The sequence below is a fragment of the Polaromonas sp. P1_F4 genome (assembly GCF_056405675.1).
The window spans coordinates 959,379-978,439 of the sequence record NZ_JBFUBP010000001.1; the positions used below are offsets into that span (position 1 = coordinate 959,379).

The following is a 19,061-nucleotide window of genomic DNA, read 5'->3' on the forward strand; positions in this document are numbered from 1 at the left end:
CTTTGCCGGGCCGCAGGCGCAGCGCCCCCTCGGGGGGCAGCGCAGTACACGAAGTGACAAGCGTGGGGGCCATGGAATTCATTGTTTAAAGAGTCCTTCTGGTTTCCACAAAAGGACAGCAGCCATCAACATATAAACCAGCATGCCCGCCATCGAAGGCAGCAGCACCTTGCCAATGGTGTCGACCAGGCCGACCAGCAGGGCCGAGATCAGCGCACCGCGCACCGAGCCGATACCGCCAATGACCACCACCACAAAACACATGATGAGGACCTGTGAGCCCATATTTGGATACACGCTGGCCACGGGTGCGGCGATCATGCCGGCCACTGCGGCCAGGCCCACGCCCAGCGCGAACACCACGGCGTGAATCAGCTTGATGTTGATGCCCAGCGATTCGGCCATGTCGCGGTTAAAGGCGCCGGCGCGTATCTTCATGCCCAGGCGGGTTTTGGAGATCATGAAATAAAGGCCCAGTGCCAGCGCGATGCAAACACCCGACATAAAGAGGCGGTAGACGGGGTAGGAGAGGTTGTCGGTAAGCGGAATCGAGGCGCCCAGCAAGTCGGGAATCGTCACGCCATGGACATCGTCGCCCCAGAGGATGGAGCGCACTTCTTCAAAGATATAGATCAGGCCGAAGGTCAGCAACACCTGGTCCAGATGGTCGCGCTGGTAGAAGTGCCTGAACAGCAACCACTCCAAAGCCAGGCCGAAGGCGACCGACAGCACCGCACCCAGCAAAATGGCCAGCGTGAGGCTGCCTGTCAGCGTGCTGAGCGACCAGGCCAAGTAGGCGCCCAGCATGTAGAAGCTGCCGTGGGCCAGGTTGACCACACCCATGATGCCGAAGATCAGCGTCAAGCCGGCGGCCAGCATGAACAGCAGCAGGCCGTACTGGACGCTGTTAAGCAACTGAATGAGGAAGTTGGCTAGATCCATGTGCGTTTCAAAAATTCGGAGACTGTGAATTGAGGGTAATGCCAGCCAGCAGGGGCCGCGGAACCGGCTTCGCCGGGCCGCAGGCGCAGCGCCCCCGAGGGGCTGGAGCCCGCGGCTCCAAGCCTGCCTGCGCAGGCTTGGACGGACGACAGAGGCGAAGCGTCTCGCGAGCCGCGGCCTGCAAGGCCTCGAGAGCTACACGAAGTGAGCGAACGTGGGGGCTCATGTATGCCGGCGGGTGAACAACAAGAGGCTGCCCATCAGGGTGAATAAACCGCCGGAGACACGGTTAAACCAGCGCACGGCCCGGCTGGATCTCAGCAGCGGTGCGATGCGCGCCACGCCCAGCGCGCAGCATGTCAGCACCGTGAACTCAAAGGCCATGAAGGTCAGGGCGAGTATGGCGAACTGCGGCACGAAAGGCGCGGCCGGGTTCAGGAACTGGGGAAAGAAGGCCGCGAAGAACAGCACTGCTTTGGGATTGCTGGCACCTACGAGAAAGCCGCGCAAAAAGAAGGAGCGGCGCTGCGACGGTGCTTCTTTCGCCGTGGCGTCGAATACGGCCGCCTCGCTGCGGAAGGTTTTGACGCCGAGATAAATCAGGTAGGCCGCACCAATGACTTTGGCCACGGTGAAGGCGGTTTCCGACGCGGCCAGCAGCGCACCCAGGCCCATGGCTGACAACAGCATCACGCAGAGTACGGCGCCCACGCTGCCGGCTACCGAGGTCATGGCCTTGCGCGGCCCATGGTTCAGCGCATTGGTCATGCACATCAGCATGGTCGGGCCAGGTGTCAGGATGAGCAGCGCGACAGCTGCGACGTAGAGGAGGTAGGTAGTGAGCGTCATGGTGAGGATGCTACAAGACAGAAAGCACACCTCATACCAGTTTTACCTAAGAATGAGGCGGGGCGGCCCATGTGACTTCATACCAGCATGAGCCGCGGGACTGGCTTTGCCAGACCGCAGGCGGGCGGCCCCCTCGGGGGGCAGGGAGCTACACGAAGTGAGCGACCGTGGGGGCCACGTCTTCAGGCCATCTTGCAACCGGCGCCTGAGTCGGCCAGCGCCTTGGCTGCCACACCAATCACCTTGTTTTCCTTGTTCTCGACCACGCGCAGGTACATGTCCTGCACAGGGTTGTGCGACGGGCTCATGGTCCATTTGCCGCGCGGGCTGTCGATGACGGCGCCTTCCAGGGCCTTGTAGAGCGCCGGCTTGCTGCTCAGGTCACCCTTCACCGCGTTGGCGCCCTGGATCAGCAGCAGGCCGGTGTCGTAGCCCTGCACGGCGTAGACGTCGGGCTGCAGCCGGAAGGTCTTGGCATAGCTCAGGCGGAACTGGCCATTGCGCTGCGTTGGCAGCGAGTCGCTGTAGTGCATGGTCGTGATGATGCCGTTGGCAGCGGGGCCGGCGGCCTCGAGCACGCCTTCTGTCAGGAAGCCGGATCCGTACAGGGGAATCTTTTCCTTCAGGCCCGAGGCGGCGTAGTCCTTGATGAATTTGGCCGCGCCGCCGCCGGCGAAGAAGCAGGCCACGGCATCAGGCTTGAGCGCGGCGATCTCGGTCAGCAAGGCCTGGAATTCGACTTGCGGGAAGGGCAGGCCGAGCTCCTTGACGATGGTGCCGCCCGCGGCGGTATAGCTTTCCTTGAAGCCTTCAAAGGCCTCGTCGCCTGCGGCGTATTTCCAGGTGATCCACACAGCTTTTTTGTGGCCGCGGTCGACCATGGCCTTGCCCAGCGCGCGCGTGGGCTGCGAGTTGGTGAAGGACGTGCGGAACACATTGGGCGCGCACAGGCTGCGCGTGGCGGCGTGCACGCCGGCGTTGGGGATCAGGCTCAGCACGCCGGAGTCGCGGGCGACTTTCTGGATGCCCATCTGCACGCCCGAGTGCACCGTGCCGACGAGTACGTCGACCTTGTCGCGCTGCACCAGTTTGTTGGCGTTTTCAATGCCTTTGGAAGGTTCGGACTCGTCGTCGACCTTGAAGTATTCGATTTCGCGGCCGCCGAGTTTGCCGCCCTGTTCGTTGATGGCCATGCGAAAGCCGTTTTCAATGGCGACGCCGAGCTGGGCGAAGGTGCCGGTATAGGGCAGCATGAAACCCACACGCACCTTGGCGGACTGCGCACGCACGATTTCGGGCAGCAAGAGGCCGGTGGAAGCGGCACCGATAACGGCAGCACTGCGGGTCAATACAAGTCGGCGTGAAGTCATGGAATAGCTCCTGGTTGAGACTGAAGACAGTGAGACGAATAGTAAGCGTGCGTTGTGTATGCAGCCCTAGTGTAAAACCCGAGATTGAAGATTAAATTGTTTATGTCTAAAGCAATACCCGTGCCCGATTCGCGCATTTTCTGACCCTCCGGCGCAGGGTATTTTCCGGATGCCAGCTTCCCGGGGTTTTCCATGTCAGTGCGGCTGGCGCAGCTTGAAGCGCTGGATCTTGCCGGTGGCCGTCTTGGGCAGCTCGTTCACAAATTCAATCCAGCGCGGGTATTTGTAAGGTGCAAGCTGCAGCTTCACATGGGCCTTCAGTTCGTCCACGGTGGCGGCCTGCCCGGCCTTGAGCACCACATAGGCCTTGGGCTTGACGAGTTCGTCGGCGTCGGCCACGCCTATCACCGCCACTTCCAGCACGGCGGCGTGCGTCATCAGGCAGGCTTCGACTTCAAACGGCGAGACGTAAATGCCGCCGACCTTGAGCATGTCGTCACTGCGTCCGCCGTAGGTGTAGTAGCCGTCAGTGTCGCGGGTGTATTTGTCGCCGCTCTTGGTCCATTCGCCGGCGAAGGTTGCTTTGGTCTTGGCGCGGTTGTTCCAGTACATGATGGCCGCGCTGGGCCCGCTGATTTGCAGCTCTCCGATTTCTCCGTCAGCGCATTCACGCCCGTCGTCGCCGATGATGCGCAGCCCGTAACCCGGCACGGCCTGGCCGGTCGTGCCGTAGCGCACCTGGCCGGGACGGTTGCTTAGAAAGATATGCAGCATCTCGGTGGAGCCGATGCCGTCCAGGATTTCACAGCCGTACTGCGCGGTCCATTTTTTGCCGATTTCAGCGGGCAGGGCTTCGCCGGCGCTGGTGCACACGCGCAGGCGCAACTCGGACTTCGCCGGCCGGGCCGGATCGGCCAGCAGGGCCGCATACAAAGTGGGTACGCCATAAAAAATCGTGGGCTGGTATTTTTTGAGCAAGGCGAACACGTCAGCGGGCGTGGGCCGCGCGGGCAGCAACACCGTGGTGGCACCCACGCTCATGGGAAAAGTCAGCGCGTTGCCCAGGCCGTAGGCAAAAAAGAGCTTGGCGGCGGAATACACCACGTCGTCATCCCGGATGCCCAACACGCCGCGGCCATACAGCTCGGCCGTCTGGATCAGGTGGCTGTGCAGGTGAACGGTGCCTTTGGGTGCACCGGTCGAGCCGCTGGAGTAAAGCCAGAAGCAGACGCCATCGGCGCAGGTGTCTGCTATGGTTTTGGTAGCTGGTTGCGCAAGCAGGACGCCGGCCAGCGTTGGATATGACGGGGACTCTTCAATGCCGGCGACGATCACGGTTTTCAGCGTGTCGATTTTTTCCAGCAGTGGCTCAAAGGCCGGAAGCAGGGCGCTGGAGACGATAAGGCCCTGCGCCCGCGAGTCGCGCAGCATGAACTCGAAGTCGGGAGGGGTGAGCAGGGTGTTGGCCGCCACGGGCACCACACCCGCAAGAATGCAGCCGAGGAAGGCGACGGGCCATTGCGGCGTGTCCAGCATGGCGAGCAGCACACGGCTTTCAGGGGCAACCCCCTGGGCGCGCAAGGCGTTGGCAAAACGGTGGGCCTGGTCGGTGAGTTCGCCGTAAGTCAGCGCCTCGCCGGTGGTGGCATCGATGAAGGCGGCCTTGCCCGCACGGCCGGCATTGCGCTGCAGCAGGTCGTGCGCGGCGTTGTAATTGCGCGGAATGGTTACCCGTGGCGGGCTTGCCGAATGGTCTGCGGTGCTTGCTTGCATGCTTGTCTCCAGATGTCTCTTGCTATTATTTTGGTAGCTGCTTGCGCACGCACATCAAGCGCTACGGGCCGATTTCTTATAAATTCATGATGCAGATCAAGCGGTGGCCGGGCTGGCACCCAGCGTCTGCAGTGCGCCGGTGAGCCACTGGCGGCACCACTCGGTACCTTCTGTCTCGGGCATGGTGCCGCTGCTGGCGTCGTGGCACCAGATATCGCCGATGCGCTGGGCGCCCAGGTCGGTCAGGCGTTCGTCAAACTTCTTGCCGCCGAAGCAGAAGGTCTGCATGTAGGTGCGGTCGCCGAGCGCGATGACGCCGTAGCGCACATGGCCAAGGAACTGCGGGTTGGCGCTCAATGATTCATAGAGGGCGCGGGCGTTGTCGGGCACATCGCCGGAGCCGTAGGTGGAACTGCAGATGAGATAAAGTGCATCTTCTGCCTTTGAGGCGTCGAAGACGCTGATGTCCAGGTTGTCCATCAGTTCGACTTCAATGTCGTTGACCAGGTCTGCGCAATCCATCTGGATGGCCTGTGCCACATAGTCGGCGGTACTGGTCATGGTACCTACAAGGATTTTGAGTTTCATCAAGAAGTCTCCAAATAAAAGATGCAATAAACTGCTTGACATCAATTTAACCTGAAGTATACTGCAATTTAGACGAAATGCAACTGGCAAAGCCCTGAAAGGGCGACTTTTTACACAGGTGCTTCTTGGAAATCATGTCAGAACAGGAATCGAAAGCCACGCTCAGTGAACTGGGCGCCCGCGTTCGTGCCTGGCGCGCGCGCCGGGGCATGACGCGCAAACAGCTGGCGTCGGACTCTGGCCTGAGCGAACGCTTTCTGGCCGATGTGGAAACCGGCAAGGGCAACGTTTCGATCAATTCCCTGGAAGCTGCGGCCCGCGCGCTGAACATCTCCATTCTCGAGCTGCTGCAGGACGCGCCGCGGCCGGCTTTGGCCCGTGTGCAGGGCCTGTTGACGCGGCTGGACGACACCCAGCTTGACCAGGCCTACAGCCTGCTTGGCAGCACCTTCGGCCTCAGCGACTCACTGGGCCGCGAGCAGCGGGTAGCGCTGATCGGCCTGCGCGGCGCCGGCAAGTCCACCTTGGGCAGCCAGCTGGCGGCCGAGCGTGGTGTGCCTTTTATCGAGCTGGATCGCGAGATTGAACGCGAAGCCGGCACCAGCATGAACGAAATTTTGCTGCTGCACGGACAGGCCGGCTACCGGCGCTATGAGCGCCGCGCGCTGTTCCGCATCGCCGAAGACCACCCGGACGGTGTCGTCATGACCACGGGTGGCAGCATCGTGAGCGAGCGCGAAACCTTCGATTTGCTGCAAAGCCGTTTTTACTGCGTCTGGCTTAAAGCCAGTCCCGAAGAACACATGGCCCGCGTGGTGGCCCAGGGCGACATGCGGCCTTTCGACACAACCCGCGGCGCGACCGACGAGGCGATGGAAGACATCCGCCGCATCCTTTCGAGTCGCGAGGCGCTTTATGCCCGCGCCGACGCCGTGGTTGATACCGCTGCGCGCACACTGAAACAAAGCCTGAAAGACCTGGAACGCGCCGTTCCCAAAACAACCGTCAGCGGCACCGCTGAACGGGCCTAAACCGGAGACACCCATGAACGCCATGACAGAACCGCTTTTATTCAAACAGGTCATCGAGGGCCAGGAGCGCGAGCTCGTGAGTTTCTCCACCCACCCCAGCAAATACCAGCATTGGACGCTGAGCGTGGAGGACGACGTCGCGCACCTGAAGCTGGACATCAACGAAGACGGCGGCATCAAGCCCGGCTACAAGCTCAAGCTCAACAGCTACGACCTGGGCGTGGACATCGAACTGCACGATGCAATCAATCGCGTGCGCTTTGAGCACCCGGCCGTCAAGGTGGTGGTTTTCGAGTCGGGCAAGGAAAAGATCTGGTGCTCGGGCGCCAACATCTACATGCTGGGCCTGTCGACCCACGGCTGGAAAGTCAACTTCTGCAAGTTCACCAACGAAACCCGCAACGGCCTGGAAGACTCCTCGCGCCATGACGGCCTCAAGGCGATTGCCTCGGTGACCGGCGCCTGTGCCGGCGGCGGCTACGAGCTGGCCCTGGCCTGCGACCGCATCATCATGGTGGACGACCGTTCTTCCACCGTCAGCCTGCCCGAAGTGCCCTTGCTCGGCGTGTTGCCCGGCACCGGTGGCCTGACCCGCGTGACTGACAAGCGCAAGGTGCGCCGCGACCTGGCAGACATCTTCTGCACGACCAGCGAAGGCGTGCGCGCCGACCGCGCCAAGGACTGGAAGCTGATTGACGCGCATGCCAAGCCGCAGCAGTTTGGCGACCTGCTTGCTACAGAAATTGAAGCGCTTCGCGCACAGTCCACAAGGGCTGCAGCCGCAAAAGGCATTGAACTCACCCCGCTGAAGGCCGTCATTGACGATGCCGGCTACCACTACAGCCTGGTTGATGCGCAGGTCGACCGTGAAAAGCGCATTGCCACCATTACCGTCAAGGCGCCTGCTGCGGCCATTGAGTCCACGCCCGACGCCATTGAGGCCGCAGGCGCCAACTGGTACCCGCTGAGATTGCAGCGTGAACTGGATGACGCCATCCTCAACTTGCGCACCAACGAGCTGGAAGTCGGCACCTGGGTCATCAAGACCACAGGCGATGCCGGCCAGGTGATCCGCATGGACGAAACGCTGGCCAAGCTGAAAGACCACTGGCTGGTGAAGGAAACCACGGGCGCGCTGCGCCGCACGCTGGCGCGCCTGGACGTCACCAGCCGTTCGCTGATTGCGCTGGTCGATGCGGGTTCGTGCTTTGCCGGCACTTTCTACGAACTGGCCCTGGCCTGCGACCGCATCTACATGCTGGACTTGCCCGATTCACCAGACGCCGCGCCTGCGCTGCAACTGAGTCCGGCCAACTTCGGCTGGTTCCCCGCCGTCAATGGCCTGACGCGCCTGCAGACCCGATTCTGCGAAGACGATGCCACCATTGCACAGTTGCAAAAACTCGGCGACAGCCCGCTGCGCGCTGATCAGGCGCTGGCGCTGGGCCTCGTCACCTTGACCCCCGACGACATTGACTGGGAAGACGAGATCCGCATCATGCTGGAAGAGCGCGCTTCGCTCTCGCCAGACGCCATGACTGGCATGGAAGCCTCGCTGCGCTTTCCGGGAAAAGAGACGATGGAGACACGCATTTTCGGCCGCCTCTCGGCCTGGCAGAACTGGATATTCATTCGGCCCAATGCGGTGGGTGAAGACGGCGCCTTGAAACTTTTCGGCACCGGCAAGAAGGCCAAGTTCGATTGGAAGAGGGTGTAACCCCCCGAAGCGCCTGCGGCGCCTCCCCCCAGGGGGCGCCACCTGCGGCCCGGCAAAGCCGGTTCCGCGCTGGCACTGGTACTGACATTGCTGCTGCCGCCTCGCAACTTATTTGATGGAAGAACGCCATGAGCTCAATAGATCTGCAAGCCCTCATCCCCAACAACGTCCACCTCGGTGAAAACCGCCAGCTCCAGCGCGCGCTCGAGCACTGGCAACCCGCCTTCCTGAACTGGTGGGACGAGATGGGCCCCAGCGACTTCAAGGCCAAGGAAGTTTATTTGCGCACCGCCGTCGGCGTGGATGCATCAGGCTGGGCCAGCTACGGCTACACGCCCATGCCCGACTACCGCTGGGGCATCTTTTTGGCTGACAAGGAAGAGGGCCGCAAGATTGGCTTTGGCGACCACATGGGTGAAGAGGTCTGGCAGGACGTGCCTGGCGAATACCGCTCCACCTTCCGCCGCCTGATCGTGACGCAGGGCGACACCGAGCCAGCGTCCGTGGAGCAGCAGCGCCTGCTGGGCCACACCGCGCCTTCGCTGTATGACCTCCGCAACCTGTTTCAGGTCAACGTCGAGGAAGGCCGCCACCTTTGGGCCATGGTGTATTTGCTGCACGCGCACTTCGGCCGTGATGGCCGCGAAGAAGCAGAAGAGCTCTTGATGCGCCACAGCGGCGATGCCGACAAGCCGCGCATCCTGGGCACCTTCAATGAGCCCATGGACAACTGGTTGTCCTTCTTCATGTTCACCTACTTCACTGATCGTGACGGGAAGTTCCAGCTCAAGTCATTCGCCGAATCCGCCTTTGACCCGCTGGCCCGCACCACGCGTTTCATGCTGACCGAGGAAGCCCACCACATGTTCGTGGGCGAGACCGGCGTTGGCCGTGTCATCAAGCGCACGCTGGAGGTGATGAAAGAGCTGGACACCGACGATGTCGCCACGCTGCGAAAAGCCGGCGTAATTGACCTGCCCACGGTGCAGAAATTCATGAACTTCTGGTTCACGTCGTCGTTGGACCTGTTCGGCTCGGAAGCGTCGTCCAACGCCGCCAACTACTTCAGCAACGGCATCAAGGGCCGGCCGGACGAAGCCAAGTTCGCCGACCACGTTGAGCTGGAAACCGAGATGAGCATCGTGGTGCCGAACGGGCAGGGCGGTCTCAAAAACGAGACGATTTCGACCCGCAACGGCATGAACGAAATCACGCGCCTGGAATACGTCAAGGATTGCAATGTCGGCGTGACGCGCTGGAACATGGGCATCAAGCGCGCGGGTGTGGATTTTGAGTTGACCCTGCCGTCCACACGTTTTCGCCGCGCGGTCGGCGCCTGGGCCGGTAATTTCACCGACCCGCAGGGCAACCCGATCAGCGCCGCCGATTTCGAAGCGAAAAAAGACCAGTGGCTGCCCACGCCGGCCGACACGGCATTTGTCAAAAGCCTGATGAACCGCGTGACCGAGCCCGGCAAGATGGCGGCCTGGATCGCGCCGCCGGACCGTGGCATCAATGCCAACCCGCTCGAATACGAATACGTCAAACTCTAAGGAGGCGATTTAAGCCAAGTCGGGGCCGCGGGACTGGCTTTGCCAGACCGCAGGCGCAGCGGCCCCTCGGGGGCAGGGCGCTACACGCAGTGAGCAACCGTGGGGCTAACCAATACTGCCGCCGCGCTCCTTGAGGAGGTCCCGCAGTAGCGAACGATGGCAGCGCGCCTCGTTCTCGCAGTAGCAACCCATCGCGAAATTCGTCTGGTGTGATAGCGCCGCCAGCAGGTCCAGGTTGCGGCTGGGATCGGGTTCATTCATTTCGGCCCGGTACTTTTTGCTGAAGGCGGCCCAGTCCTTGTCGGATTCAACTGATTGGCCCAATTTCATGGTCTCAACGCTGGGCGCCAGGCTGGGATACCAGATGTCATACCAGTTGCCGGATGCAAATTCCGTTTTTGGCACGCCGCGCGGTGGCCTGCGTACTGTGCCTATACGCAGTCCCTCGCCAGCGGTGCGCGTCGTACCCAGCCTCACGATCTTGATGGCCATGGCAGTCTCCTTTGGGGTGCGATTTTGGCAGGCTTTGTTTGGAAGCGCCCGCGGTACTGCCAGCCTTATGGAGCGTGCTGGCCCCCGTAGCGTGGAGAAAGTTGGGACCGCGCGTGAAAGTGAGCCAAGTTCGGGCTATAATCTTGGACTTGTCGGAGTGTGGCGCAGTCTGGTAGCGCACCTGGTTTGGGACCAGGGGGTCCAAGGTTCGAATCCTTGTACTCCGACCAAAAATTTCAAGCAAAAAGCCCACCTATGTGGGCTTTTTCATGCCTGTTTGCGGAGGCGTCTCGCCAGTCCGGCCTTGGCAGTCCTCAGGACCTCAGGCCCGCCAACGGCGGCGTTTTCAGGGCTTGAGCAAGGACCCAAAGTTGGATGTGCGCCAGTATTCGCGCACCTGTTCCAGTTTTTCCTGAAAATCCCGAAAGTGCAGCGGCTTGCGCACGTAGCTGTTAAGCCCGCCCTGGAGTTCTTTCACCACCGGGGAGTATTTGGATTCGGACGTCAGGAGGATGACGGGTACAAAGAAGGTGCGGGGGTCGGCCCGCATGCGCTGCATGACTTCCAGCCCGCTGAGGCCGGGCAAATTCAGGTCCAGCATGACGAGTTCGGGCGGATGGTCGTTGAGCCGGTTGCTGTAAGCACCTTCGCAGAAAAGGTATTCAAGGGCTTCCGTGCCGTCGCGGGCAACGATGATTTCATGGTCCGCGCCGTTTTCCTGCAACGTCACCATGGTGAGCTCGACATGGGCAGGGTTGTCTTCCACCAGCAGCAGGATTGGTCGGGTCATGTGCGTGCCTTTGCGTTTCTTTCGTGTAGACAATATACCCCTGACAGGGAGCCAGCCATAGGTGAGTCATTGCGGTGTGTGAGAACCACAACAAACCACTGAGTCCGAATCACCGCGTGCCGGACATGTCCGACCCTGTTGCCCGGGGTGTCCGGCAGGCGTTTGAAGGTATGATTCGCGACGAACTGAATCCTGCAGTTCACAAGTTTGCGGCTTCGCCGCGCTGACACACACATACAGACTGCCCGTAGCTCAGTTGGATAGAGCATCAGCCTTCTAAGCTGAGGGTCGGGGGTTCGATCCCCTCCGGGCAGGCCAATCGACCGCTTCAAGCTACTGCGGACCCGTGATCAAAGCCAATACGTTCCTCGCGATCCTCACGTACCCGGAGGTACGTTCCGGTCGCTGCGGTACGGTTTGGCTTTGCTGACGGGCTCTCGCTACGCTTGCTATCGGCCGCTTTTCTTGTCTGGGCTTCAGCCCGATGCGCTTTTATCCTCACGTACCTGAAGTACGTTCCGGTTCTTCCGGTGCGGCTCGGACTTGCTGACGCGTTCTCGCTACGCGATCTGATCCCAAATCGGGAGACAACACTCCGACAACGCTCCGGTTACTGGATCGCCCTTGGGCTCAACGTTTTTCGTACTGCGTCTTGCCAAACAGGATTTCCCGCGCCTTGTCGTCGGTGATGGGTCTGCGCAGATCGGCCAGCACTTTGACGCCGCGTTGCACGGCGGGGCGGTCGCTGATCAGGTCAAACCATTTCTTGAGGTGAGGGTAATCGGCCCAGTCGATGCCGTGGTTTTGCCAGTTGCGCAGCCAGGGGAAGATGGCAATGTCGGCGATGGTGTATTCATCGCAGGCGATGAACTTGTGGGTGGAAAGCTGCTTGTCCATCACGCCGTAAAGCCGCTTCGTTTCATTCGTGTAGCGGTTGATGGCGTAGTCGATTTTCTCCGGCGCGTACTGCCGGAAATGGTGGGTCTGTCCAATCATGGGGCCGACGCCGCCCATCTGGAACATCAGCCACTGCAGCACCTGGAATTTGAGGCGGTCGCTTTTTGGCAAAAACTGGCCGGTTTTTGCGGCCAGGTACAGCAGGATGGCGCCGGATTCAAACACGGAGAACGGCTTGCCGTCGGGGCCGACCGGGTCAACCAGCGCAGGAATCTTGTTATTCGGGCTGATGGCCAGAAATTCGGGCTTGAACTGGTCGCCGGTGCCGATATTGACTGGAATCGCTCGCCAGTCCCGGTCCAGCTGCAGTCCGCATTCTTCCAGCATGATGTGGACCTTGTGGCCGTTCGGTGTGGGCCAGGAGTAAACATTGATCATTGGCGCTTCCTTGGACTAACATGAGGTTGCTGCACTTTAAGAGAAAAGCCAAAACCATGTTTGAGCGGTTGAAGAAAGTCTTTGTCGGGGGTAAGGGGGATGCGGGCGACGCCAGCGCCTCCGACGATGCCGTGTCCGAGTGGGCCGGTACCCGCGGCTTTTCTTATACCGGCCTGGGGGAAGGCAAGGGTTTTGCCCTGAAAGGTTCCGTGAGTGGCAAACCCTGGAAGATGGAGCGTGGCCGGGCCTCGCGCGACTACATCCGCGGCGAAGAACTCCGCGCCCGCGGTGAGATCAAGGTTAACGACGACGTCACGGTGCTGGTCATGAATCGGGCTCTGAAGGATTCACTTGAAAAACGTGCTTACCAAGCCTATACCGACACCCTGCAGACCACCGCAGACCTGAGCATGCCGGAAGAGGTGCGCTGGCTGGCCATGTATTCGGAAGTAGGTTGGGAAAGCCTGCCCAAGCCGTTCTGGCAGCGCTACGCAGTCATGGCAGACCAGCGTGTGCATGCGCAGGCCTGGCTGGACACCCACCTGGTCGACTTGCTGATGAACTGGCCAGAGCCGTCACCAGATGCGCGAGTGCCTTTTATCCTGATGATTCTGCGCGGCAAGGCTTACCTGCGCATGCAATACACCCCCGCCGACATGCCGACGCTGGAACATGCGGCCCACATTTTCACGAGCGCTTGCGAATCGGCCATTGCAGGCCTGTCCAACGACATCACGCTCTGATGAGGCCATTTTTCAGGGTGAAATTGGCACTTTAGCCATATAGGGCGAGCGCGAGCAGCTATTGATTTAATAGCAAAATTTGGGCGCGTCAGCCGCCACGCGTGATGGGCATCTCGACTTCGCCGGGCATCAGCAAGTGCTTGGCCAGCTCAAGCTTGGCCAGGGAAGCTCGATGCACCTCGTCCGGGCCGTCGGCCAGGCGCAGGGTGCGCTGGCTGGCGTAGGCATAGGCCAGCGGGAAGTCGTCCGACACGCCGCCGCCGCCGTGGGCCTGGATGGCCCAGTCGATGATCTGGCAGGCCATGTTGGGAGCCACCACCTTGATCATCGCAATCTCGGCCTTGGCAACCTTGTTCCCAACGGTGTCCATCATGTAGGCCGCCTTGAGCGTCAGCAGGCGGGCCTGCTCGATCATGCAGCGGGCCTCGGCGATGCGTTCGTGCCAGACCGATTGGCTGGCAATCGGTTTGCCGAAGGCGACGCGGGTATTGAGGCGTTTGCACATCAGCTCCAGTGCGCGCTCGGCAATGCCTATGCTGCGCATGCAGTGGTGAATGCGTCCGGGACCGAGGCGCCCCTGGGCAATTTCGAAACCACGGCCTTCGCCCAGCATCAAATTGGCGGCGGGCACGCGCACGTTGGTCAGGCGCACTTCCATGTGGCCGTGCGGGGCGTCGTCGTAGCCGAAGACCGACAGCGGGCGGATGACTTTGATGCCGGGCGTGTTTGCGGGCACCAGGATCATGGATTGCTGCTCGTGGCGGCCGGCGTCGGGGTTGGTTTTGCCCATGACAATGTAGATGGCACAGCGCGGATCGCCCGCGCCGGATGACCACCACTTGAGGCCGTTGAGGACGTAGTCGTCGCCGTCGCGCTCGATGCGGCACTGGATGTTGGTGGCGTCGGACGAAGCGACTTCCGGCTCGGTCATCAGGAAGGCAGAACGGATCTCGCCCTTGAGCAGCGGATCCAGCCACTGGTCCTTGTTGGCTTCGGAGCCGTAGCGGGCGATGGTTTCCATGTTGCCGGTGTCGGGCGCCGAGCAATTGAACACCTCGGCCGCGAAAGGCACGCGTCCCATGATCTCGCACAGCGGCGCGTATTCGAGGTTGGACAAACCTTCAGGCGCGCGCGGCGAGTGCGGCAAAAACAGGTTCCACAGGCCGGCGGCTCGCGCCTTGGGTTTGAGCTCTTCTACGAGTTTGGTCGGGATCCAGGCATTGCCCTTGGCGCGGTTCTCGGCGATTTCTCGGAAAAAGCGGGCCTCATTGGGGTAAACATACTCGTCCATGAACTTGAGCAGGCGCGCCCGCAGTTCCTGTACTTTTGGGGTGTAGTTGAAGTCCATGAAATCTCCAGAAAGATGTGAGGCGATGTTGTTGTGAGGCAGCGGTCGTTCAGCCCTGGTTTTTCAGGGCAAAGCCCCATGCCATCTTCGCCAGCAGCGGCGCGCCGGCGGCCGAGCTGACGGCCTGGGCGCTGGAGGCCGTGCCGGCCTCGACGCGCTTGGCAATGCCTTGCAGAATGGCCGCGATGCGAAACAGGTTGTAGGCCATGTAGAAGTTCCAGTCGGCCTTGAGCGCCTCGGGCGTGGCCAGCCCGGTACGCGCGCAGTAAAGGCGGATGTAGTCGGATTCGGTGGGAATTCCCAGGCTGACCACGTCGAGCCCGCCGATACCGCGGAAGGCCCCCGGCGGGATGTGCCAGGCCATGCAGTGGTAGCTGAAGTCGGCCAGCGGGTGGCCCAGGGTGGAGAGCTCCCAGTCAAGCACGGCCAGCACACGCGGCTCGGTGAGGTGAAAGAGCAGGTTGTCTAGCCGGAAATCACCATGCACGACGGAGACCATGTTTTCGTCGCGCGCGCTGGCCGGAATGTTGGCCGGCAGCCACTGCATCAGGCTGTCCATCTCGGCGATGGGCTGGGTGATGGAGGCGGCGTACTGCTTGCTCCAGCGGCCGATCTGGCGCTCAAAGTAGTTGCCGGGCTTGCCGTAGTCGGCCAGGCCCCGCTCGGCAAACTTCACCTTGTGCAGTGCGGCGACCACGCGGTTCATCTCGTCGTAGATCTCACCGCGCTGGGCGTTGGTCATGCCCGGAAGTGACTGGTCCCACAGCACGCGGCCTTCGACGAATTCCATCACATAGAAAGCGCGGCCGATCACGGATTCGTCTTCGCAGAGGCAATACATCCTGGGCACCGGCACGTCGGTACCCTGCAGCCCCTGCATGACCTTGAATTCGCGTTCCACCGCATGGGCCGACGGCAGCAATTTGGCCACCGGTCCCGGCTTGGCGCGCATCACATAAGAAGCGGTGGGCGTGATCAGCTTGTAGGTCGGATTGGACTGGCCGCCTTTGAAGATTTCCGCGGTCAGCGGGCCCTGGAAGCCAGGCAGGTGCTTGTCGAGATAAGCGGCAAGGGCTTCGAGATCAAAAGCGTGCGCACCCGAAACAGCCCGTGTACCGACAAAGTGATCGAAATTGCTCATGCTCAAACGTGTTGTCTCTGTTTATTTGTCAATTTCAGCTTCAGAGATGCGCATCAGGGTTGCGCGGTTGCGCACCACCAGGCCACCCGGCTCGATCCGGATGGCTTCTTCGCGCTCCATGGACTTGAGCTCCTGGTTGACACGCTGGCGCGAGGCGCCCAGCAGTTGCGCCAATTCCTCTTGTGCCAGCTGCAGGCCGATTCGCACCTCGCCGCTGTCCGCCAGGCTGGGCACACCGTAGCTGCGCACCAGGTGCAGCAGTTGCTTGGCCAGCCGAGCCCGCAAGGGCAGGGTGTTGAGGTCTTCCACCAGGCCGAAGAGCTGCCGTATGCGCCGCGCATGCAGGCGCAGCAGGGCTTCGTACAGCTCGACGTGCTGGCTCAGAATCTTGCGCAGGTCGGCGCGCGAGACGCACAGCAAGGTGGTTTCGCCATGGGCATAGGAGTCGTGCGTGCGCCGCTCGCCGTCGAAGATCGCTACATCGCCGACCCAAAGGCCCGGCTCCACATAGGTCAGCGTGACCTGCTTGCCCGAAATCGAGGTCGAACTGACACGGATGGCGCCGCGCGCGCAGGAGATCCATTCTTCCGGCACATCGCCGCGGGCGCTGATGAGTTCGCCGTCTTTGTAGCGTTTGACGTAGGCGCATCGAAGTATGTCGTGCCTCAGTGATGGGGACAGGGATGAAAACCAGCGGCCGTTGTTGATGGCCTCTCGTTCCTCTATCGTAAGAATGGGATCGTCCATGGTCTGTCTTTTGAGTGACTAACAAGACGACCATTGTCGCTTGAGGGACCCGCCCGGCGCCAGCGGGCTGTCGCATGGGTGTCGCCCGGCCGGAGGCCTGGATTGTCGGTTGGGCAGCCCGCGACTGGCTGCCTGCCGCCTAGCGGTAGTGCGGCGTGCGCTTGTTCAGGAAGGCGTCTATGCCTTCACCTGCATTGGCGTCGTGCAGGTTGCGTACGAAGTGATCACGTTCGTGGGTGAGTTGCTCGGTCAGCGTGCTGCCGGCTGCGTCGTTGATGAGTTCCTTGATGCTGGCCAGCGCGTTGGGTGCGCGCGCATTCAGGTTTTCGGCCAGTTCAAGCGCCTGGGCCAAGGCCTCGCCCGGGGCCGCAACGCGGTTCACCAGGCCAAGATCATGCAACCGGCGCGCGCCTATGCGTTCGCCGGCCATCAGCAATTCGCTGGCCAGCGCACGCGGCAAGGCACGCGCCAGGGCCCAGCTGCCGCCACCGTCGGGTGAGAGCGCCACAGTGCTGTAAGACATCACGAACACAGCGTTGTCCGCTGCAACGACGAAATCGCAGGCCAGCACCAGTGAAAAACCTGCACCGGCGGCAGCACCTTCCACGGCGGCGATCACCGGCTTGGGATAAGTCCGGATCGAGTCAATCCAGTTGTGCAGGCCTTCAATGCTCTGGGCTTGCACCTCCGGCGCCTCGCGGCGGTTGGCCTCCAGGCGCTGCAGGTTGCCCCCTGCGCAAAACATGGCACCTTCGCCGGTGATCACCACACTGCGGATGTCGGGGTTGTTTTCAGCGGCATTCAGCGCCTCAATGCCCGCGGCGTAAATGTCGGGGCCGAGCGCGTTCTTGAACTCGGGGTTGCTGATCGTCAGGATAAGGGTCTGACCCTCGCTCGTACCTTTGATTGCGCCTGCCATGCTAGTTTTTCCAATGCATCGAAATAAGAAATAGGCAGGGACCAAGTCCCCGTACAGATCCCCTTGCCAGTGGGGGCCGCGGAACTGGCTTCGCCAGGCCGCAGGCGCCGCCCCCTCGAGGGGGGAAGGTGCTACACGAAGTGAGCATCCGAAGGGGGTGCTATTCCTCCTGGTGTAACAGGCTAAGGCCAATGGCGCCGCGCCGCCGCAGCCAGGGGGAAGGGCGGTAGCGTTGGTCGCCGTACACGGTCTGCATGTTGAACAACACTTCCAGCACATTGGTGGGGCCATAGCGGTCACCCATGGCCAGCGGGCCCAAGGGATAACCCAGGCCCAGCGTCACAGCCGTCTCAAGGTCTTTCGGGCTGCAAATGCCTTGCTGGCAAATGTCGCTGGCGATGTTGACGATGGTGGCCACCACGCGCTGGGTGACAAAGCCGCCGCTGTCGCGGATCACGCTGACTGCTTTGCCGTCGCGGGCGAAGAGGGCATGGGCGGCGTCGCGCATGTCGGTGCGGGTGGCCGGGTTGGTGGCCAGCACGCGCCGCCTGGTGGCTGCGTCGTCGATCAGCATGTCGATGCCCACGGTGCGGGCCGGGTCCAGCCGCTCCACGACGGCGACGGTGGTGATGTCAAAGCCAAGGGGCGCCACCAGCATCAGGGCCTGTGGCGATGCGGAGGCGCCGGTCTCGATTTTGGCGCCCAGGTTTTTGAGCAGCTGCAACAGCTCCGAGCGGCGTGAAGCACGCGGCGACACCCATACCGGCGGGAGTTCGGTCACATCAGGGACGGCCGGCTCGGGCGGCACCTGCATGGCGCCGTCGGTGTAACGATAAAAGCCTTCACCGGTCTTGCGGCCCAGCACGCCGCCGGCCAGGCGCTGCGCCGTGATCACATTGGGACGGTAGCGAGCTTCTTCGTAATACTGGTGGTAGATTGACTCCATCACGGGATGGGAGACGTCGAGCCCGGTCAGGTCCATCAGCTCGAAAGGGCCCAGCTTGAAGCCGGCCTGGTCGCGCAGGATGCGGTCTATGGTGGCGAAGTCGGCGACGCCTTCGCTGACGATGCGCAGCGCTTCGGTGCCGTAGCCTCGGCCGGCGTGGTTGACGATGAAGCCGGGCGTGTCTTGCGCCTGCACGGGTGTGTGGCCCATTTGCCGGGCGTATTGGCTGAGGCCCTCGCACACGGCGGGGCTAGTCTTCAGGCCGGCGATGACCTCCACCACTTTCATCAGCGGAACGGGGTTGAAGAAATGGTAACCGGCCAGGCGTTCGGGGTGCTTCAGGTTTGCGGCGATGGCCGTTATGGACAGCGAGGAGGTATTGCTGGCCAGCACGGTGTGCACAGGTACCAGTGTCTCGAGTTCGGCGAACAGGGCTTTCTTGACCTCCAGCCGCTCCACGATGGCTTCGATGATGAGGTCGCAGGCCGCGAGGTCAGTGAGGGTGGCGGCCAGCACAAGCCGGTCTTTGTGCCCGGCTGCCGCGGCCGCGTCGATGCGGCCTTTTTCCACGAGCTTGTCCCATTGGGTGCAGAGGGCTTCGCGCGCTTTTTCCGCGGCGCCTGCCTGCGCGTCCATCAGCCTGACGGTGCTGCCGGCCTGCACGGCGATCTGCGCAATGCCGCGCCCCATGGCGCCGGTGCCAACTATTCCCACATTCGTGTAATTTACTTCCATGCCTGAATTATGGCCGACCGTATTTGTCAGGGTCCCGTGTCA

General features: G+C 61.8%; 17 protein-coding genes and 2 tRNA genes. 6 read left to right on the plus strand and 13 right to left on the minus strand.

What is annotated here, in order from left to right; genetic code table 11:
* Positions 1-78: 78 nt before the first annotated feature.
* The 5 genes from AC1DYQ_RS04535 to AC1DYQ_RS04555 form a co-directional block, all read right to left on the minus strand.
* On the minus strand, positions 79-942 hold the full coding sequence (locus AC1DYQ_RS04535; protein WP_477685748.1) for a branched-chain amino acid ABC transporter permease: 864 nt from the start codon (positions 940-942) through the stop codon (positions 79-81).
* 222 nt (positions 943-1,164) lie between these two features.
* Positions 1,165-1,791: a LysE family translocator gene (locus AC1DYQ_RS04540; RefSeq protein WP_477685749.1), complete on the minus strand. Its 627-nt coding sequence runs from the start codon at positions 1,789-1,791 to the stop codon at positions 1,165-1,167.
* A gap of 182 nt (positions 1,792-1,973) precedes the next feature.
* Positions 1,974-3,161 (minus strand): ABC transporter substrate-binding protein, encoded by a 1,188-nt coding sequence (locus AC1DYQ_RS04545; protein WP_457280738.1) that lies wholly within the window; start codon positions 3,159-3,161, stop codon positions 1,974-1,976.
* 195 nt (positions 3,162-3,356) lie between these two features.
* Complete coding sequence (locus AC1DYQ_RS04550; protein WP_477685750.1) at positions 3,357-4,934, minus strand: benzoate-CoA ligase family protein; 1,578 nt, start codon at positions 4,932-4,934, stop codon at positions 3,357-3,359.
* Between the two features lie 96 nt (positions 4,935-5,030).
* Positions 5,031-5,522 (minus strand): flavodoxin domain-containing protein, encoded by a 492-nt coding sequence (locus AC1DYQ_RS04555; protein ID WP_477685751.1) that lies wholly within the window; start codon positions 5,520-5,522, stop codon positions 5,031-5,033.
* 134 nt (positions 5,523-5,656) lie between these two features.
* Here AC1DYQ_RS04555 and AC1DYQ_RS04560 point away from each other — a divergent pair, with 134 nt between their 5' ends.
* The 3 genes from AC1DYQ_RS04560 to boxB all read left to right on the plus strand — a co-directional run bounded on the left by AC1DYQ_RS04560 (position 5,657) and on the right by boxB (position 9,823).
* Positions 5,657-6,553 carry a helix-turn-helix transcriptional regulator gene (locus AC1DYQ_RS04560; protein WP_477685752.1) on the plus strand — a complete coding sequence of 299 codons (897 nt, stop codon included), beginning with the start codon at positions 5,657-5,659 and terminating at the stop codon, positions 6,551-6,553.
* Between the two features lie 22 nt (positions 6,554-6,575).
* The gene (gene boxC / locus AC1DYQ_RS04565; RefSeq protein WP_477685867.1) at positions 6,576-8,270 is read left to right on the plus strand and encodes a 2,3-epoxybenzoyl-CoA dihydrolase; all 1,695 of its coding nucleotides are present in this window, start codon (positions 6,576-6,578) and stop codon (positions 8,268-8,270) included.
* 128 nt (positions 8,271-8,398) lie between these two features.
* Complete coding sequence (gene boxB, locus AC1DYQ_RS04570) at positions 8,399-9,823, plus strand: benzoyl-CoA 2,3-epoxidase subunit BoxB (RefSeq protein WP_477685753.1); 1,425 nt, start codon at positions 8,399-8,401, stop codon at positions 9,821-9,823.
* A gap of 105 nt (positions 9,824-9,928) precedes the next feature.
* Here boxB and AC1DYQ_RS04575 read toward each other — a convergent pair whose 3' ends face one another.
* Positions 9,929-10,315, minus strand: coding sequence for a DUF488 domain-containing protein (locus AC1DYQ_RS04575; RefSeq protein ID WP_477685754.1), 387 nt, complete (start codon positions 10,313-10,315; stop codon positions 9,929-9,931).
* 153 nt (positions 10,316-10,468) lie between these two features.
* Here AC1DYQ_RS04575 and AC1DYQ_RS04580 point away from each other — a divergent pair.
* Positions 10,469-10,545, plus strand: a tRNA-Pro gene (locus tag AC1DYQ_RS04580).
* Between the two features lie 116 nt (positions 10,546-10,661).
* On the opposite strand, the gene AC1DYQ_RS04585 is transcribed toward AC1DYQ_RS04580, so the two are convergent.
* On the minus strand, positions 10,662-11,105 hold the full coding sequence (locus AC1DYQ_RS04585; RefSeq protein ID WP_477685755.1) for a response regulator: 444 nt from the start codon (positions 11,103-11,105) through the stop codon (positions 10,662-10,664).
* Positions 11,106-11,346: 241 nt separating this feature from the next.
* Between AC1DYQ_RS04585 and AC1DYQ_RS04590 the strand changes: the two genes are divergently transcribed.
* A tRNA-Arg gene (locus AC1DYQ_RS04590) sits at positions 11,347-11,423 on the plus strand.
* Between the two features lie 312 nt (positions 11,424-11,735).
* Here AC1DYQ_RS04590 and AC1DYQ_RS04595 read toward each other — a convergent pair.
* Positions 11,736-12,440, minus strand: coding sequence for a glutathione binding-like protein (locus AC1DYQ_RS04595; protein ID WP_477685756.1), 705 nt, complete (start codon positions 12,438-12,440; stop codon positions 11,736-11,738).
* A 56-nt stretch (positions 12,441-12,496) separates the two neighbouring features.
* On the opposite strand from AC1DYQ_RS04595, the gene AC1DYQ_RS04600 reads away from it, so the two are divergent.
* Positions 12,497-13,183, plus strand: coding sequence for a hypothetical protein (locus AC1DYQ_RS04600; RefSeq protein ID WP_477685757.1), 687 nt, complete (start codon positions 12,497-12,499; stop codon positions 13,181-13,183).
* 88 nt (positions 13,184-13,271) lie between these two features.
* Here the strand turns inward: AC1DYQ_RS04600 and AC1DYQ_RS04605 are convergent, their stop codons facing one another.
* The 5 genes from AC1DYQ_RS04605 to AC1DYQ_RS04625 all read right to left on the minus strand — a co-directional run bounded on the left by AC1DYQ_RS04605 (position 13,272) and on the right by AC1DYQ_RS04625 (position 19,019).
* Positions 13,272-14,531, minus strand: a complete 1,260-nt coding sequence (locus tag AC1DYQ_RS04605) for an acyl-CoA dehydrogenase family protein (RefSeq protein ID WP_477685758.1) — start codon at positions 14,529-14,531, stop codon at positions 13,272-13,274.
* A 49-nt stretch (positions 14,532-14,580) separates the two neighbouring features.
* A complete protein-coding gene (locus AC1DYQ_RS04610) occupies positions 14,581-15,672 on the minus strand; it encodes a phosphotransferase (protein WP_477685759.1) in 1,092 nt (363 codons plus the stop codon).
* Positions 15,673-15,693: 21 nt separating this feature from the next.
* Positions 15,694-16,419, minus strand: a complete 726-nt coding sequence (locus tag AC1DYQ_RS04615; RefSeq protein ID WP_457280750.1) for a Crp/Fnr family transcriptional regulator — start codon at positions 16,417-16,419, stop codon at positions 15,694-15,696.
* Positions 16,420-16,558: 139 nt separating this feature from the next.
* Positions 16,559-17,338 carry an oxepin-CoA hydrolase, alternative type gene (locus AC1DYQ_RS04620; RefSeq protein ID WP_477685760.1) on the minus strand — a complete coding sequence of 260 codons (780 nt, stop codon included), beginning with the start codon at positions 17,336-17,338 and terminating at the stop codon, positions 16,559-16,561.
* 160 nt (positions 17,339-17,498) lie between these two features.
* A complete protein-coding gene (locus AC1DYQ_RS04625; protein ID WP_477685761.1) occupies positions 17,499-19,019 on the minus strand; it encodes a 3-hydroxyacyl-CoA dehydrogenase in 1,521 nt (506 codons plus the stop codon).
* Positions 19,020-19,061 lie beyond the last annotated feature (42 nt).